Annotated in this window: 17 protein-coding genes and 1 riboswitch; of the genes, 9 read left to right on the top strand and 8 right to left on the bottom strand. The window is 35.3% G+C overall.

Features of this window, described 5'->3' with window-relative positions:
• Positions 1-20 precede the first annotated feature (20 nt).
• From C9I86_RS03465 to C9I86_RS03455, 3 genes are all read right to left on the bottom strand, one after another.
• Complete coding sequence (locus C9I86_RS03465; protein WP_107275633.1) at positions 21-788, bottom strand: ABC transporter ATP-binding protein; 768 nt, start codon at positions 786-788, stop codon at positions 21-23.
• Positions 778-1,620, bottom strand: a complete 843-nt coding sequence (gene thiD, locus C9I86_RS03460; protein ID WP_107275632.1) for a bifunctional hydroxymethylpyrimidine kinase/phosphomethylpyrimidine kinase — start codon at positions 1,618-1,620, stop codon at positions 778-780. Before thiD ends, C9I86_RS03465 begins: the two co-directional genes overlap by 11 nt.
• A 108-nt stretch (positions 1,621-1,728) precedes the next feature.
• Positions 1,729-1,829: riboswitch (TPP riboswitch) on the bottom strand.
• A gap of 209 nt (positions 1,830-2,038) precedes the next feature.
• A complete protein-coding gene (locus C9I86_RS03455; protein WP_107275631.1) occupies positions 2,039-2,473 on the bottom strand; it encodes an ATP-binding protein in 435 nt (144 codons plus the stop codon).
• A 100-nt stretch (positions 2,474-2,573) separates the two neighbouring features.
• Between C9I86_RS03455 and C9I86_RS20375 the strand changes: the two genes are divergently transcribed.
• The gene (locus C9I86_RS20375; RefSeq protein ID WP_107275630.1) at positions 2,574-2,654 is read left to right on the top strand and encodes a YHYH domain-containing protein; all 81 of its coding nucleotides are present in this window, start codon (positions 2,574-2,576) and stop codon (positions 2,652-2,654) included.
• A 176-nt stretch (positions 2,655-2,830) separates the two neighbouring features.
• On the opposite strand, the gene C9I86_RS03445 is transcribed toward C9I86_RS20375, so the two are convergent.
• On the bottom strand, positions 2,831-3,052 hold the full coding sequence (locus C9I86_RS03445; RefSeq protein WP_107275629.1) for a hypothetical protein: 222 nt from the start codon (positions 3,050-3,052) through the stop codon (positions 2,831-2,833).
• 407 nt (positions 3,053-3,459) lie between these two features.
• On the opposite strand from C9I86_RS03445, the gene C9I86_RS20370 reads away from it, so the two are divergent.
• Together C9I86_RS20370 and C9I86_RS03435 are read left to right on the top strand one after the other, a co-directional pair.
• Entirely contained in the window at positions 3,460-3,552 is a 93-nt protein-coding gene (locus C9I86_RS20370) for a YHYH domain-containing protein (RefSeq protein ID WP_232572657.1), read from the top strand.
• Positions 3,553-3,706: 154 nt separating this feature from the next.
• The gene (locus C9I86_RS03435) at positions 3,707-5,020 is read left to right on the top strand and encodes a deoxyguanosinetriphosphate triphosphohydrolase (protein WP_065194647.1); all 1,314 of its coding nucleotides are present in this window, start codon (positions 3,707-3,709) and stop codon (positions 5,018-5,020) included.
• A gap of 89 nt (positions 5,021-5,109) precedes the next feature.
• On the opposite strand, the gene C9I86_RS03430 is transcribed toward C9I86_RS03435, so the two are convergent.
• From C9I86_RS03430 to C9I86_RS03415, 4 genes are all read right to left on the bottom strand, one after another.
• Entirely contained in the window at positions 5,110-6,153 is a 1,044-nt protein-coding gene (locus tag C9I86_RS03430; protein WP_107275628.1) for an oxidoreductase, read from the bottom strand.
• Positions 6,154-6,492: 339 nt separating this feature from the next.
• A complete protein-coding gene (locus C9I86_RS03425; RefSeq protein WP_107275627.1) occupies positions 6,493-8,490 on the bottom strand; it encodes an LTA synthase family protein in 1,998 nt (665 codons plus the stop codon).
• Between the two features lie 432 nt (positions 8,491-8,922).
• Positions 8,923-9,774, bottom strand: a complete 852-nt coding sequence (locus C9I86_RS03420) for a hypothetical protein (RefSeq protein ID WP_107275626.1) — start codon at positions 9,772-9,774, stop codon at positions 8,923-8,925.
• A 241-nt stretch (positions 9,775-10,015) separates the two neighbouring features.
• Complete coding sequence (locus C9I86_RS03415) at positions 10,016-11,296, bottom strand: dicarboxylate/amino acid:cation symporter (protein ID WP_107275625.1); 1,281 nt, start codon at positions 11,294-11,296, stop codon at positions 10,016-10,018.
• Positions 11,297-11,596: 300 nt separating this feature from the next.
• On the opposite strand from C9I86_RS03415, the gene C9I86_RS03410 reads away from it, so the two are divergent.
• From C9I86_RS03410 to ureA, 6 genes are all read left to right on the top strand, one after another.
• Entirely contained in the window at positions 11,597-12,127 is a 531-nt protein-coding gene (locus C9I86_RS03410; RefSeq protein WP_107275624.1) for an ABC transporter substrate-binding protein, read from the top strand.
• Between the two features lie 32 nt (positions 12,128-12,159).
• Complete coding sequence (locus tag C9I86_RS03405) at positions 12,160-12,540, top strand: Dyp-type peroxidase domain-containing protein (protein WP_241956842.1); 381 nt, start codon at positions 12,160-12,162, stop codon at positions 12,538-12,540.
• Between the two features lie 166 nt (positions 12,541-12,706).
• Positions 12,707-13,726 carry a transposase gene (locus C9I86_RS03400; RefSeq protein ID WP_107275623.1) on the top strand — a complete coding sequence of 340 codons (1,020 nt, stop codon included), beginning with the start codon at positions 12,707-12,709 and terminating at the stop codon, positions 13,724-13,726.
• Positions 13,727-14,237: 511 nt separating this feature from the next.
• Positions 14,238-15,344, top strand: coding sequence for a polysaccharide deacetylase family protein (locus C9I86_RS03395; protein ID WP_158258912.1), 1,107 nt, complete (start codon positions 14,238-14,240; stop codon positions 15,342-15,344).
• A 194-nt stretch (positions 15,345-15,538) separates the two neighbouring features.
• Entirely contained in the window at positions 15,539-16,204 is a 666-nt protein-coding gene (locus tag C9I86_RS03390) for a YoaK family protein (RefSeq protein ID WP_235865775.1), read from the top strand.
• 647 nt (positions 16,205-16,851) lie between these two features.
• Positions 16,852-17,154: an urease subunit gamma gene (gene ureA, locus C9I86_RS03385; RefSeq protein WP_080156093.1), complete on the top strand. Its 303-nt coding sequence runs from the start codon at positions 16,852-16,854 to the stop codon at positions 17,152-17,154.
• The last annotated feature ends 2 nt before the right edge of the window (positions 17,155-17,156 follow it).

Genomic DNA, 17,156 nt, shown 5'->3' with positions numbered 1-17,156 from the left:
TAGCGATTAAACGGGTAATATCAGTCATGATCGTGTGCCAATATGTCAAAAATACGTTGCTGGTGGTTCGCTGATTCAGCATCAAAGCGCCGTGGTGGCAATGTTGGCGGCAACGATAATGCCGTTGCGAAAGCGGGTTCGCCTTGCAAAATATACAGCTGATCACTTAATCGAATTGCTTCTTGAGGATCATGAGTTATCAGCACCACGGTTTTGTGCTTGAGTAATTTTACAAACAGATCTTGTAAGCGATAACGAGTGACTGCATCCAATGCGGAGAAAGGTTCATCCATCAATACAATCGGCTGGTCTTGTAATAACGTCCTTGCAAGTGCGACTCGTTGGCGCATACCACCCGATAATTGTTGTGGTAGTAGTTGATGTTTATCTGCTAAACCAACGTGTTCTAATAATGTCATTGCCCGTTGTTTTAAATTGGGTATTGAATCGTGATGACCGAACTTACTGCTAATACAAACATTGTCTAATACCGTTAACCAAGGCAATAACAGATCTTGTTGCGCCATATAAGCGACTCGTCCTGTTAAAGGCTGATTGTCTGAAATCGTTAGTTGACCTTGCCATTGAGTACTTTCGTTGAGTAATCCGGCTAAAAACTTGATCAGGGTGCTTTTACCACAGCCACTTTTTCCCACCAGACAAGTCCATTTATTGGCGGCAATAGTTAGATTAAGATTTTCAATTACCGCATTATTTGTGTTTGAACGGGGGCTGGAGTGATAGCGTAAACTGCCATTAGTAATGGTGATTTCCAGATCAACGGACATGATGATGACCTGCAAAAAAGTGATTCACAGGGCCGTGACCATGGCCGATATTGAGTTCATCGGCAGCGGTTATGGCGGCGGTAATGTAGCGTTTAGCCAAGGTAGTTGCCGTTGTAAGATCATCGCCTTGAGCTAAATAAGACGCGATAGCCGCAGATAGGGTACAACCCGTGCCGTGAGTGTTGTTGGTGTTAATGCGAGGGGTAGTGAGCTCGATAACGTCAGTGGCGAGAATGAGTAAATCAGTGCTATCACTACTTTGTTCTAAATGCCCCCCTTTGAGTAACACTGCATGAGGATTAATCTCCCGTAACGCACTGATCATCGCTTGCATATCAGCCAGTGATTGTGGAATGTCTAAACCTGTTAATGCAGCAGCTTCTGGTAGGTTAGGGGTAATAATATCAGCCAGTGGCAGTAATTCTGTTTTGAGGGTAGTAATGGCATGTTGTTGTAATAATACATCACCGCTTGTGGCAACCATCACTGGATCAATGACTAAAAATTTTGGTTGATAATGACGAATTTTTGTAGCAACCAGTCGAATAATATCACTGTCGGCGAGCATGCCAATTTTGACTGCTTGAATATTTAAATCGCTGAATACGGCGTCCAGCTGTTGCTCAACCATATCAAGAGGAATGGCAAGTATGCCGCTAACGCCTTGCGTATTTTGGGCGGTAATCGCCGTAATAACCGAGCAAGCATAACTGCCTGTTGCTGAAATAGCTTTAATATCAGCTTGAATACCTGCGCCGCCGCCACTGTCTGATCCTGCAATCGTCAATACAATAGGGGTAGTTGTGTGATGCGATGATGGGTTGTGTGACATACTTCATTCCTTACGCGTTAGCATCAGGAACAAGTTATCAAGCGGGGAAGTGTAAACTGCGGCATGAGAGTGTGCAGTTGACTCAGCTTGCATCTATTAACGTTGATAATCCGTTGATAGTTAGTTCCCTCCGCCAGTCTTAACTGGTTCAGGTTCAACGGGTCCCACCATTACAGTGATCTCAGCTTAACGCCCCCCGACTAATGGCAATTATCCTAATTCAGAATAATTTAATTGTCACTCTATTTTATTAAGAAATAACACGTTACGAATACTACGCGAGATTGTTAACACATAACATATTAAATTGGTGAATGTTTTATTGTTGTGATGGCGTGTGGCTTTTTGGTATATGAAGCTGATACTGACTATTTATAAATGAGATAGGTGTCAGTTTTTCGGTGCTTATTTTGATTTGTTATACTGCTAATTCTAATAGCAATGAATTATAAAGAAAATCAGAAACCGATTGATTACAAAGGAACGCTTGTTCGTCATTATTACCATAGACGTACATATTTGTAATCCAGCGTAATTCTTCTTTTTTAAATGTTTCATTTAAGAAATCAGTTGTTTGACCTTTAGTTCTTGAGGCACAAAAAATAATATCACAGCGACGATTATTATTAATTTGTGTTAAACCTGATTCGATAGCACCTCGGTCATCGCCACCCGTAATAATGCCTATTTTTTTATTCTTTAGAATGAATGTTACGGCAAAATCATCCTCATTTGGAATAGTGATACTTGGTATTGTTATTTGCTCTAATTTCTTTGCTAAAAGCCGCAGTGAGGTGGTTTTGCCAGTGTTTGAACTACCATAAAGGACACAAATTAAATTATTTTCAGACATATTTTCAATCGCAGGTTATACCGTTATTGAAAATATAATAACTTATGTTGGTGATTGAAAATTTGCGCTATTCCATAAAAACACAATAATATTGTCTGGTATGGTGAATGCCCATTCAGGTGGCACAAGCTCTAATGGTTGTCATACAAACTACAAAACAGGCGTATATCACTGCCATTAAATTCGTTTTTATATCTGCACATCTTGACGGTTACAAGTGTGGGCTTTAGAAAGATGAAAGACATATGAAAGACAGGGCAGCCATAAAAATATTAAATATATGGCTGTCCTATGCTTGCTGCCTGTGGTTTCTTTACCGCTTTTTTAAAGGTGGGAGTCTGTAAAATTTGAGTTATATTAGTCAAATTGATAACTCTCTAATTGACCTATCTCTTTTTCAGCTTTAGCCATAATTGCTTGTTTTACAAACTCATAAGATAATTCTGGATTATCTTCCATTATCGCTCCAATTTTTGCCCAATGTTCTATTTGTTTTGGTACTGTTCGGCTAAGGGCTTTGGCTTTAATTGTCGCTTTGGCTATTAATTCTTGATCTAGTCTAATACTTGTTGTTGCCATTTTAAATTATTCTTTAGTTTGTTTCTCATATTGTAGTGCATTGTTACATATGTCGTAATTTGTATCTTTATATAAAGCGTCAATAGCTGCTATCTAATGCTTATTCTCTACTGAGAAAAATAGGACAGTCATAAAAGTGTTAAATATATGGGTGTCCTGTTTTTTTGTAATAGTCGTATTTAAATACGACCATTAATATTGTTTCAGTAGCAAAACATAATACGAATAGGTGATATTTGACCTTTAATTATTCCCTTTTGTGTATATTATTTGATATAAACCTATAAAATAGTTTTCCATTCTTTTTTGTTATTACATTGGTTGTATATTTCTCAAAAAATAAACCATAAAGTTTACTCTAAGGTAATGTAATGAAAAAGCTATCTATCTGTATTTTTATCTCTTTAATGTTGTCAGGTGTGGCAAATGCCCATTCAGGTGGTACAAACTCTAATGGTTGTCATACAAATCACAAAACGGGTGTATATCACTGCCATTAAATTTGTTTTCTATCTGTAAATATTGAACATGAAAGACAGGATAGCCATAAAAATATAAAATATATGGCTGTCATTTCTTTGAATTTTCATTATTTATTACAAGTGAAAATAAAGTGCCAGTAGCGATCAGAATTTTATATTTAAGGAATATTTTATGGAAATGCAATGGGATAAGTTATTAACTAGTCAGCGTCTTGGTGTTGATAGTGATGATGGTGATGGTATACGAACTGAATATTATAGAGATTATGACCGAATTGTTTTTTCTGCTTCATTTAGAAGGTTAGCAAGAAAGACCCAAGTTCATCCATTATCTTTTAATGATCATATTCATAATAGACTTACTCATTCTATTGAAGTTAGTAGTGTTGGTCGAAGCCTTGGTTTAGCTGTTGGGGTTAGAATAAAAGATAAATTACCTAGTGATATTACAGCTGTTGATTTTTCATCAATTATCCAAGCAGCTTGTGTTGCTCATGATATTGGTAACCCTCCTTTTGGGCATGCTGGTGAATATGCAATAAGACAATGGTTTACTGAAAATGAACATTCATTAGACTCTTCACTAACAGAAGCTCAAAAGAGTGATCTGATGTCATTTGAGGGTAATGCTCAAGGATTTAGAATTGTTTCACAATTAGAAAATCATTATAAAGATGGTGGTTTACAACTTACTTATGCAACATTAGGTGCGTTAATTAAATATCCATGGCAATCAAACCATAAATTAACTCAAGAAAAAAATAAATTTAATGTATTCCAAACTGAAGTTAATGTTTTTAATACTGTAGTCGATAAATTAGGTCTTTTACAGCTTGGTGATAATGTTTACGCAAGACATCCATTAGCTTATTTAATGGAAGCCGCTGATGATATTTGTTATAAAATACTAGATGTAGAGGATGCTCTAGAACTTAATCTATTAAGAATGAATGATGTGATACCAATATTTAAAAAATTAGCAAATGTACAGGAAATTAACGATATTGGTGATTCATTTTCAGCAAGAAAGAGAATTGTAAAATTTAGGGCTAAGGTAATAGAAAATCTCATTTTGGAAGTGGTTAATATATTTGATGTTAATTATAAAGATATTATGAGTGGAAAATTTGAAGGTGATTTGTTATCAAAAATAACAGGTGAATGTAAAGATGGGATTAAAGAAATTAAAGAAATAACGAATAAAAATATTTTTTCAAATAGACGAAAAATAGAACTTGAAGTTGGATCTTATTCATCAATAGAAATAATACTAAACGCATTTATTACTGCTGTTGATGATAAAATAAAAAATGGAGAAAAACAATCATTTAAGTCAAAAAGGATACTTGACTTAATGCAAGATGATTTACCTTCAGGTGAATGTTCAGCTTATGAATATTATATGTCTATAACTGATTTTGTTTCCGGAATGACAGATAATTATGCAACGTTTATAGCAAAACAAATAAATGGTAGTGCAAAATAAAAATAAAAAGGACAGCCATAAAAGTGTTAAACATATGGCTGTCCTGTCTTTGGCTTGATAGAGAGAATGGTGGTCTTAATTAACCACTATCACCATTTATCAATAGTAAGCGTCTTGCCTTGGCGGCTACTTTCCATTGCGAGTGCGATCAGTTTGATATTCCATAACGCGTCTGTTGCGGTTACGGGTGGCGCTGTATTGGTGTTAATGGCTAATGCAAGTTCTTGAAAGTATTGTTGATAGCAACCAGACTCAGTTGTAATGGTTTCGCTACCATCTGCATTATAGAAACGACCATATTGCTCAGGTGTTTCGTCTGCCCATTGTGGTTTGTTAGGTAAAACGCCTGCAATTAAACACGCTTCTTGTGGATCTAAGCCGTACTTTTCATAGCTTCCTTGCGTGCCTTTCACCGTAAAACGTTTGTTTGGACCAGCACTGAATAAATCACCATGCAAGGTCGCTAAATGATTAGGGTAGTGCAGAACAATATTGAAGTAATCGACATTTGTTGAGCCTTCGCGCATGATTTCGCATTGTGCGGTAATCGCATCAGGAACACCAAATAGTACCAGTGCCTGATCGATAAGGTGCGAGCCTAAATCAAACAAAAGCCCACCGCCATTGGTGGCTTGTTCACGCCAACGTTGACGAACTTCTGGTCGAAAACGATCGAAATGAGATTCAAAATGCTTTAACTCACCACAACGTTTTTCTTCAATCATCTTTTTAATTGTTAAGAAGTCACCATCCCAACGGCGATTGTGATATACGCTTAAGAGTCGGTCTTTCTCTGCGGCAAGGGCAATTAATGCTTCACCATCGGCAATGTTGGTTACAAATGGTTTTTCTATGATGACGTGCTTACCGTTTTCAAGTGCTTGTTTAGCGAGCTCAAAGTGGACGTCGTTAGGGGCTGTGATAATGACAAGTTCAGCATCAGAGTGGTTCAATAAATCTTGCGCAGATTCATAGTGCTGCACATTGGGCCAATCACGATTGACTGCTTCACGATTACGGGTGTTTACCGCTGTAAATTCAAATTCTGGTAAGGTGTTAATAAAGGGAATATGAAACGTTTTTGCTGAAAAGCCGTAGCCAATAATAGCGGTTTTGATGGAAGAAAAGGTCATAATAGTCACGCTCAGTTGTTGGATAAAAGCTGCTAGTTATTTGATTTAGCAAGAAGAGTTATGATGATATGACTCACCTATAATCACTTATCGACGCGTTTTGAAATTTAAACGACGGGTACAATAATGCACAAACACTTATTAATTAGCAAAGCTAAAAAGGACAAAAGATAGGACAGCCATAGGATTATAGATTAGAGCTGTAAATGTCATCGCTGTTTAGATGATCGGTACTAATTTACATTTTACTCTTTGTTTCAAGAAAGCTAGTGAAAGACAGGGCAGCCATAAAAGTGTTCAAATATATGGCTGTCCTTAAGTCTTAAAGCGGCGGGTATATTAATTTTGAGTGTTTTTAGCTTGTGCAGCCTTTATTTTATCCCATTGATAGAAATCTTGTTTATAAGACAAGCTGCCCCATAACGCGAATGCATTCGCTGTTTTTATTTCGCTGTCTGGTAATTCATGTGGTATCAATGCATGGGTTGTCGGTTCATAGTGAAAGGTCATTAGATCTTTGTTTGGCTGAAAGACAACAGCATGGTTATCTTTGTTTAGCCACGCAAAGTTATTGTGGTATTGCATGATGGCTCTTTGCTTATGTTGTTCTACTTCTTTGGTGAGGTCATTACCCATCATTGGGTGATAAGCATTAATGCCAGCCATTGATAATAACGTTGGTGGTAAATCAAGTTGACTGGCTAATTGATTATCCTCACATGCAGAAATACCACCACCAAAAATGACCGCAGGAATATGGAAGCAGTCTATTGGTACTATTTGGTCACCATAAGCACGCGAATCATGATCCGCTACCAATACAAAAATAGTGTCATCCCAATAATCTGATTTTTTAGCTTGTTCTAGAAATTTACCCAGTGCGTAATCTGAATATTTAACGGTATTTTCTCGCGTGGTTGCAGGCTGATTATACGGTTCTATTTTGTCTTGTGGATAATCATAAGGTGAATGATTTGTTGTTGTGAATACTAAGCTAAAAAAGGGCTTATCTTGTTGAGAAAGCATACTAAATTGTTGATGTGCTTTGTTGTAAAGATCTTCATCACACGCGCCCCATGATCCAATAAACTCTGGATTATGAAATGTGGGTAAATCTTGGATATCAACAAAACCATTACCCAGCATGAAGCCTTTCATATTGTCAAAGTGACTTTCGCCAGCATAAATGAATTGAGTATGATAATTTTCATCTTTAAGTGTTTGAGCCATTGAATAAAAATTATTTTGACTTTTAGGTAATTTTACAACGGCATTAGCTGGTGTTGGGAAAAAGCCAGTAGTAACAGCTTCAATCCCTCGAATTGAGCGTGTTCCTGTGGCATACAGTCGAGTTAGATTCCAACTTTCTTGCATTAATAGATCGAGATTTGGCGTTAATGGTAAGCCTCCTAATCCACCGACAAAACGCGCACCAAGGCTCTCTTGTAGCAAAATAACGATGTTCTTACGTTTACCTGTATTACTTGCTTTGTGGTAGGCAAGTGTTGGTAGTGGCTGATAATTGAAAGCGTCTGCGGGTAATTGACTATTTTCCTGTATAGTCTGAATAATGTCTTCTTTTTCCATTGGGGGATAAATAGTGGATGAATCAACTGTTTTGCGCATTAGTTTCATTGCATACAGAACTGAATACGTTGAATTTAATGGAAAATCATTCATGAGATTATCATGTGAAAAGGCAATCATGGATGGATTTATAGCACGATGACCGAATGTCGAACGTGCGCCTATTACACATAAAGCAACACTGCTTAGGGCAATGATAGGACGCCAGTACCAATTGGGTGTTTGGAGGTCTTGAATAAGATAGTTCGAAAATATCCAACCAAAGTAAAGTGTTGTTAATGAAATGATTAAACCCAGTGCTAACTCAAGTTTATAACCGCTCCACATCATGCTCATCACTTCTTTGGGATAGATAAGATACTCAACAAATAGGCGGTTTGGGCGTACATCATATTCTTTAATGAAAAATGGTGTTGCTGCTTCCATATAAACTAATAGCCATAATCCTAATGTGATCCATAAGGAAAGAATAATTAACCAAATATGATTTAAATAAGGAACGCCAATAATAATAGGTGTGATAAGACAAGGTAATATGACCAAGTAGCACATACTTACAATATCCATGCGCAACCCAGAAATAAATATTACTCTCCAACCCTGTGCATTAGAAACACGTTCATTTTGCCAAATACATAAAAAGGTGCGTGAAATTGTTAATATGATAATGCCAGAAATAAAAAACATAACTATAGGGAACATTACACCAGTTATCTGCTTGATTAGATCTAACAAGGAAAAAAAATCCATAAATTAACTACTTAAATAATTTCGGTTTGTTTCAAATGGATAGTTTGATAGTTAATTTTAGAAAAAGTTTCATTATAGATAAAATTATCATTAATAAATAAATATTAACGTTATATTGAGAATGGATTGTTCTAATATCTATATTTTATGAGCGTTTATTGTATTAGTACTCGTTGAAACTCTTTGTAATTAGGCAGGATATTCATTGCTAGTTAATGATTAAAGCATTACTTATTCTAATGCTTTTTATCACAACGTGTAGTGGCTGTTTTTATTCTTTTGCTCAGTGGTGTTGTAACAGATGTGCTTGCAGCGGCAGAACTTTCCGTATTGCCTATTATGGTCATATTGTTGTCGTTATTTAAATTTTAAAATCCGAGAATATTTATCTTCTCGGATTTTTTATTTAAAAATAAGTAATATTTTTTTTTTTTAACTTGGCATAATATCCGTTGTGTTAGCAATGTTAACGCCTAAAGCCATCATTTTTTCAACAAAGACTTGTGCTTGTTGTTCAAAGCCAGCAACAGAGCTGGTGGTATCAATAAGGAGGGTTATTTTTTTTATGTCAGCAAGTGGTAGCTTATCGACCATTTGTTCAACGGTACTAGCGACGCAGTGAGATAGAGCTTGTCCTGAAATAAAGATGCGATCACTTTGTACGACTAGTGCTGTTAATTGGGGATCAAACTGAGTTTTTATATCATCGCGTAGTGGGTATTCGGCTTCGCAACCACCATAGTGTTCTGTATGCGGGTTTTCACCTTTAGATATGGTGTGATGTAAAAGTGCGGTTTGTTTTTCCCAAGCATTAATTGCTGTTTGAATTGGGGCAACAATGGTATGTCCTACTGAATCGATGACACAGTGTGTTGGCCAAATAAGCAGGCTGTATTTTCCTGTTTTCTCAAGGGATTGAGTATATTCTAGTACGTGATCAAGAAGTTCTAAATTGGTCGGTAGCCATAAACCATCGACAATATTCTGATGGCTAATCAGTGTAAATGGCGCAGGATGTTGTCCATGCTTATTTTGCCAATAAACCGCGTGAGCAATATCGTATTTATGGTGGCTATCAAGGGTTACAACGATATTGTTAATGCTCTTTTGTTTGTTATCAATAAATGTAGCAAGCCGTTGTGCATCTTCCCATGAGTGAGGAACAGGAAGAGAAGGCGGGATCGCAGTTGGCTGGTTACCTAAAGTGAGTTGTTCATGTAATGGAACATCATAAAAGTCGTATTGAGGATCAATGATAAGTAATGATGTTATTGTTTGATGCATGGCATACTCCTTTATGCTTTGAGGTATTGAGCGACAGATGGTAAAAAAGTGGACTAAATATACGTGGGTGAGCGGTAATTGAAAAGAAATAACATCGTTATCTCAATCATGAAATAGAGGGATGTATACGTTTAGTGTAATTGATAAAGATGATGCATGACTGGAGTGGGGGTTAAGGTAAATAATCGGAAAAAAGGGCTGCTAAACAACCCTTATTAAATAATGGAACAGTCTACATTGGCTAACTATTAACTTTTGCAGCTTCAAGTAAAGGATTGTCTAAATCACGATCTTGATTTGGTAATCCTTCGATATTATGAGAAATCACTGCCGTTGTAATGCCGTTACCTAATACATTAATGGCTGAACGACCCATATCCAGAATATGATCGATGCCCATTAGTAATAAGATCCCTGATGCGGGAATATGGAAGTTTGGTAGCGTTGCCGCTAATACAACAAGGGCAGAACGTGGAACACCAGCAATGCCTTTTGATGCCAGCATGAGAGTGATCATTAAAGTGAATATTTCTGAATTAGACAGCGAAATGTTATATGCCTGTGCAATAAACATGGCTGAGAAAGAGCAATAACACATTGATCCAACGAGATTAAAAGAGTATCCCAATGGTAGTACAAAAGAGGCTAAATTCTTAGAACAACCAAACTTAATTAATTGCTCCAATGTTTTTGGATAGGCTGCTTCAGAACTTGTGGTAGAGAACGCAATTAAAATGGGATTCTTTAGCATTGAAACTAAGGTGATCACTTGTTGTTTGATAAAGATATAGCCAAGACCAATTAAAATCAGACTAGTAATCAAAATGGTTGTGTAAAATCCAAAAATAAATTGAGTGTAATTTAAAAGAACATTCAAACCTTGAGTGGCAATAATGGCTGAAATAGAAGCAAAAATAGCAAAAGGGGCAAACAGCATTACAATATTGGTCACTTTTAGCATGGTATTAGAAATAGCTTCTAATAATGATACTAATTGTTCATTTTGTTGTTGAGGAATGGATGCTCCCGCGACGCCAAAAAATAAAGAAAAAATGACAATTTGTAATATCTGATTATTCGCCATAGCACCAACAATACTGGTTGGAATCATATGAGAAATGAATGCTCGAAATGATAAACTATTGGTATCAATATTCAGTGATTGTACATTAGCTGAAATTAAGTTCATACCTGAACCTGGTTTAATTAATACAACCATGATCAAGCCAATGAAGATTGATAATACCGATGCAATAATAAACCAAGAAATTGCTCTGCCACCAATATTACGAATGGCTGATAGATCTTTTAATTTCATTATTCCTGATGTTAATGTGCAAAATATTAGTGGTGCGATAACCATTTTTATTAAATTTAAAAAAATGTCGGTTAGTAATGTGATGTTGTCAGACCAGGATTGCTGTATTTTTGGTTCAACTAATTGATTAATAATAAATCCTACACCAATTCCTAATAACATAAATATTAAAATATATTTAGTGAATGTGTTTATACTTTTCATATGGTCCTTTTTATAAATCTATGAATATTTTATGGGAACTTATTTGTTATCGCTGAAATATTAACGTCATTATTTTGATAATAATAATTAATAGTAATTATCACTTTAATAAGAATTTTTAATGAGGATTAAGGCTAATTTATTTTATGGCGGATTATTGATGGCTATATAAAGAGAGATTTATATAATTAGTTATCTTATATAAAACTGATTATAAAAAGCCACGTTGAATAAATTAAATTGAAAGATTAAAAATATCGATGTATAGTTTGTTATATATCGTTTTGATGAACTGAATTTATGTTTAAAAATAAGCTTTTTTCTCCGCTTTATCATATATTACACATAACTGTATTCCTTTTTTTATTGATTAATTCACCTTCTAGTTATGCTGCTCGCCATATTATCGATCAACTAGGGCGTTCGGTTGAAATACCCGATAATGTTAATCGTGTTGTCGTCTTACAGCATCAAACGCTGAATATTCTTAATCAATTAGATGCTTTAAATAAGGTTGTTGGTATTCAACGTAGTTGGAAAAAACAACTAGGTGAAGGTTATATTCGTTTAGCACCGTCACTGGTTACTATGCCCACGCCAGGGGACTTAACTCAGGTTAATATCGAGAGCCTTTTAGCAACGCGTCCTCAAGTGGTCTTTGTTGCTAATTACGCTCCCGCTGAAATGATTAAGCAGATTGAAAGTGAAGGGATTCCGATTATTGCTATTTCTTTACGTCATGCTCCTAACTCTGAACGGAAGAAGCTAAATCCAAAGTTAAAAGACGACGAATCGGCTTATGATCAAAATTTTGGGATAGGACACCCTTAGAAGATCAAGAAAATGATTTTGGTCGCCATAAAATAACAGGTGCTCCTATTGGAATGAAGTACGAGCATGATTCGCCTGAATATGAGACTGACCCACACGGTGATCGTATTTTGTTTAATTCACATATGCGTAGAGCTGAGCCTCGTAATCCAGATAGGTACACGGCAAAATTACGTCGTCGTAGTTACAGTTACTCACTTGGCATAAATACGTTTGGCATGTTAGATATGGGGCTTATTTTTATGTCCTACCAGAAAAATCTTCAATCTGGTTTTATTGATACTCAAAAAAGGCTCAATGGCGAACCGCTAGAACGTTATATCAAACCCTTTGGCGGCAGTTACTATTTTGTACTACCAGGAGTAAAACGTGATGAATATCTTGGGCAACCATTGTTTAGTGAGGTTGTTTAACATGGACAGCCATACAAAAACAAAAGCAACAAACAAGGACAGCCATAACTCATAGATACATATGAAAGCGAGGGAGGAACTTGTATTAGTCATATGGACAGCCAAGACATTGCAGGCTTTCGATAAGGCACTACACTTAAGCTTCACGTTGCTTATGGTGAAATAAATGACAGTTTCAAGACGTAAATTGATCGAACCTCAAATTACTCCGTATTATCATATTATTAATCGCTGTGTTAGGCGGGCTTATTTATGTGGTGATGATCCGTATAGTGGTAAAAATTACCAACATCGACGTGATTGGATCGTTAGTAAAATCAAGCAATTGTCTGAGGTTTTTTGTATTGATGTTTGTGCTTATGCAGTTATGAATAACCACTATCATTTAGTATTAAAGATCGATATACATCAACAACAGGCGCTATCACCTCAAGAGGTCATTTCCCGTTGGTTACAGCTATTTAATGGCCATCCTATTGCGGTAGATTTTGTTAATAATGGTGATGTTGGTGTAGATAAGAAACAAGCGTTATCAATATTGGTTGCAGAATGGCAGTCACGATTAGGCAGTATTAGTTGGTTTATGCGGTGTCTAAATGAAGAAATTGCACGTAAAGCCAACAAAGAAGATGATTGTACTGGATCATTTTGGGAGGGGCGATTTAAATCTCAAGCGTTGTTAGACGAACAAGCATTGCTCTCTTGCATGATGTATGTTGATTTAAATCCCATCCGTGCAGGATTAACAACAACGTTGCAAGATTCTGATTTTACTTCAATTCAACAGCGAATCGTGGAGTATAATCAAACTGCTATAATAAAAAAAACAGCTTCAAATTCATCATCAGTTAAGCGTTCTAAAATTGGATTATTGCCTTTCGTTGGGGCTGAACATCAGGCTAAGCAGGTAGGGATACTATTTGATTTTGCTGATTATTTAGAGCTGATTGATTGGACCGGACGCAGTATTCGTGAGGATAAAAAAGGCTCTATTCCAGTCACTCAACCTAAATTATTACAACAAATTGGTGTCAGTGAGGAAGCGTGGTTAGATAATAGCGATGACTTTATGGCGCATTATACTAATGTTAGCGGTAAATGGTCGAGAATGTGTGCATTCCAACAACATTTTGGTGGCCGTTGGTGTAAAGGTAAAAGAGCAAGTCAACGATTACACCCTAACTAAATTTATCGTATTGCAGAAGCTTATTGCCGCAATAATTGTTTATTGTGGGTTTTGGCGATCTTGCTATACAGGAAATAGTGTACTTTTATTGTCGTGTAGTAGATATTTCCATTTTTAAAGCTTTATCTAATATTCTTATCTTGTGATTACTTGTATTTATAGTGATTTAACTATTTAAAAGTTATGGCTGTCCTTTATTCTTTTACGATTGAAGTTAAATTAGGTAGATTTGTATTGGTTTTTTCCTAGAAAAGATATGGCTGTCCAGTTTTCGCATCCATATGGCTGTCCAGTTTTCGCAGTTTTCGATATCTTCGTCAGTATTAGATATGAAAGCAGTTACACTTGTTAATAAATAACATAATTAGTTTAATCATACACTTAACACCATCAATATGCTAAATGTCACATATAAATCTTAATCGACATAATCTATTACATATATAATATTGAACGTGATGCATACTAATATATGATGCCCACGAATTTTATTTATATTTTTAAGGTCATTATGTTCCACTTGAAAAACAAACGCTTAGCATGTCTTTTATTAACATCAGTTTCATTCTCTACTTTTGCATCAGTTGATACGAGTAAGCCACAATTTGTTGTTATTAGTATTGATGACGGTGTGAATCAGGAGATGGAAAAAAGTGTTGCTCAATTGAATAGTTCTATTCCAGTAACATTTTATGTCAATGTTGTACAGCAAGCTGGCGGGTGGATATATGATGAATCCATGCTTGATATCGTTTGTGTTAATGATGATGGGTTGACAACGGGTAATCCTCAATGCGTGAGTAATCCTAAATCTATCAATAATCTATACAAAAAAGGACATGAGTTTGCTTTACATACTTACTCTCATCCAGCTATTGCTTCAGGAAATCAAGGTGAGCCGTTAACACAAGTTCAAATTGAAAATGAGCTAAAAAATAATTATAACTTCTTGGTGGCATCAGGGGTTCCTAGCGATAAAATCAAAGGCTTTAGAGCGCCATTTTTAGATACAAACAGCAGTGGTTGGGATCGCGAAAATAAGAATGTTTCATTAAGCCATTTACAAGGAATAATGAATCAACTAAATATTAACTATGATTCTTCACTGTCAGCGCCGCCAGAGAAAACGTTACCAAGAATGGGGGTTCGCCACTGTACATCAACAGCGGGTGGCTGGGATAACGTACATTGTGATTTTACTCAAAAAGAGCAGTTTAATTGGGAAGATGGTGGTTATCCTAAATATACCGTAGCGACACAGCCTAAAAGTAATCAATTATTTATGGGCTACAAATACATTAACGGTAAAATTGTAAATGTTATGGATACTGTATTTGGTGCTTGTAATCAAAGTTGTTCTACAGATGAAGCGAAAAATATTTGGATGGAAAACTTCTTAAATCATTATAATGACGCGTCACGACCACCTTTTGGCATCTATTTGCATCGTCAGTCATTATCAATTCCTGCTGAAGTTGCTGGCTTAAATGCATTTATTGATGAAGTTAAATCAACATATCCAAACACTTATTTTGTAACGGCAAGTCAGATCAGTGATTATTATAAGATGGGTATTGATCTTACTCATGACCAAATTGAAATGTTTTTGAGTAAATAAGACCACTTTTTATTTTATGATCTTATGGTGTGTACATGTTGGTACTCACCATTTTTTGATGCTTTCGATTAAAATAGTGGCAACTCCTAGCCTAATATTTATCCTCTCTACATGTTACTACTTAGCTGTATGTCAAATATCTAAAATTAATGTAATACTTAGTTTATTGTTATCACCATAAACCTTATAAGCCATTGAATATATCAGTAATTAAGTCTGCAATTCTTGCGACGATGCCTTTTTTGTTATTGTTTTTAGCGGGTATTGTTGATGCTATTGGTTTTATTCACCTTAAAAATGGTTTATTTGTCTCTTTTATGAGTGGTAATACAACGCATGTAGCGATGCTGCTTTCTAACCATCAATATGGTCAATCAATGGCTTATATAGGTGTAATTTTGCTGTTTGTTACAGGGATCACTGTTGGTGAAATGATTGCGGTACTGCAGAAAAAAAACTATCGTTGGTTGGTGATGAGTGCTGTTTCTATATTGTTATGCAGCGCTATTTTTATTGAAAAAATCACCATACCGATGGCAACTAACTTTGTATTGGCTTTTGCGATGGGGTTACAAAATATCGCACTCAGGATCACGATCAGCAAAGCGATGCCATTAACCTTTGCAACGGCCTTTCTCGCTAACACTGGGCGAGAATTAGCAATGTTACTATTGGGACAAGGTGACAAAAACGTCTTTATAAAACAGTTTTGCTTATGGTTGTCTATTTTCATTGGTGCGATTGTTGGTAGTCAATTGATGGCGTTTTCACTAAGCTACGCATTAGTCGTACCAACCATATTATGTTTGTGTATTGCAGGACTACTTTTTTGGTTAAAAGAGTTAACCAATGAAGATTAGGTTTTTATGCGCATTAATGCTTATGTGTTTAATTATATTATAGTTAACATTTTTTTGTTTTTGTAACTGTATGTTTTTAAAGTTAAAATAATTTTTTTGTTTGTTAACGCTCCTTATTATTCTCACGGCTAATATTTTTCGAATAATTTAATTATTAATTTTTTTTTGCTTATATAAAAGAATAAAAATGATCTAATTATAATATTTTTCTTATTATTAAAGCGCATTTTTTAGCTTTGCGCTCATAATGTAAAATACGGAATTATTCGTGTATATATATTGCTTGCTAGATATTAAATAAAGATGTAATTTATTTGCGAAAGGACAATTAAGCCTAATATTAGGTGTAATCAAAAACCCTCTAATTATTTAATCTAGTTGAGCTTATAACTAGTTAATATATCTGTAGATGTAAAAATATGCGTGATTAATTATGTCCTTATTATAAGTGTTGAATTAATACGCTTGTAAGTTTTGATGGCATAGAATTCTGTTCTTGTTATTTGACGTTCTGACACGTTATATAAAATATTTAAGCAATGATTGTATTACGTTATATTAAATAAGATTAATATTAGCGCTTGATTTGAATTTTATAAAAATAAAATAATTTTCATTATTAATTAAAATATTGAAACTATAAATCAATGAAGTTAACCCCAAGAGAAAAAGATAAACTCATGTTATTTACAGCATTCTTGTTAGCTAAGATGCGTAAAGAGAATAATCTGAAATTAAATTATCCGGAAGCCGTTGCTTATATTTCAGGAATGATAGTGGAAGGAGCAAGGGAAGGTAAAACTGTAGCTGAATTAATGGATTATGGTACAACGCTATTAAGTGCAGATGATATTCGTCCTGGAATTAAGAATCTTATTGTAAATGTTCAAGTTGAATGTACTTGTACTGATGGCACGAAATTAATTTCTATACATAATCCAATTAAATAAGA

Source organism: Photobacterium sp. NCIMB 13483 (assembly GCF_003025475.1).
Taxonomy (GTDB): domain Bacteria; phylum Pseudomonadota; class Gammaproteobacteria; order Enterobacterales; family Vibrionaceae; genus Photobacterium; species Photobacterium piscicola.
The sequence above is the reverse complement of the archived record's forward strand: the minus strand, read 5'-3'. Positions and strand labels throughout refer to the sequence as shown.